Consider the following 474-nt stretch of genomic DNA (forward strand, 5'->3'; position numbering starts at 1 on the left):
CGTCCGCCGGGCGGCCGTGTACAACTCGGGGGTGTCACGCTTGGTGATCTGGTTGCTGGGGTGCAGGCCGTACAGGTGCGAGATGTGCCGGTGGGTGCGCTCGGTCTCCACCCAGTCGTACAGCCACTCCTGGATGTTGCCGCGCGAGCCGATCTGCATCGGGGCCAGCCGGTCGCGCGTCGCCTCGACCTGCGCGCGGAAGCCGGCGTCCACGCCGAGGAGCGCGCTCGCCTTGACGCAGGCGTTGAACAGGTCGCGCAGGATCTGGTTGTCCATGGTGGGGCCGGCGCACACGCTGACGTTCGCGTGGTGGGGGAGCTCCGGGCTGTTCGACGGGTTGGTCACCAGATACCCGAGGTTGGGCTCCTCCACGAGGGTGTCGAGGAAGAACTGTGCCGAGCCCTTCATCGCCGGGTAGTACTGGCGGAGGAAGTCGATGTCGCCGGTGAACTGGTAGTGGTCCCAGATCATGGT

The 474-nt window shown here is 67.3% G+C and carries 1 protein-coding gene; it reads right to left on the reverse strand.

Annotation, left to right across the window (positions count from 1 at the left end; all coding sequences use genetic code 11):
- Nucleotides 1-474, reverse strand: a 474-nt coding sequence (locus tag IEY93_RS37165) for a glycosyl hydrolase family 95 catalytic domain-containing protein (protein ID WP_444544683.1), incomplete at both ends; no start/stop codon positions are given.

The organism is Sphaerisporangium melleum (assembly GCF_014646695.1).
Lineage (GTDB): Bacteria > Actinomycetota > Actinomycetes > Streptosporangiales > Streptosporangiaceae > Sphaerisporangium > Sphaerisporangium melleum.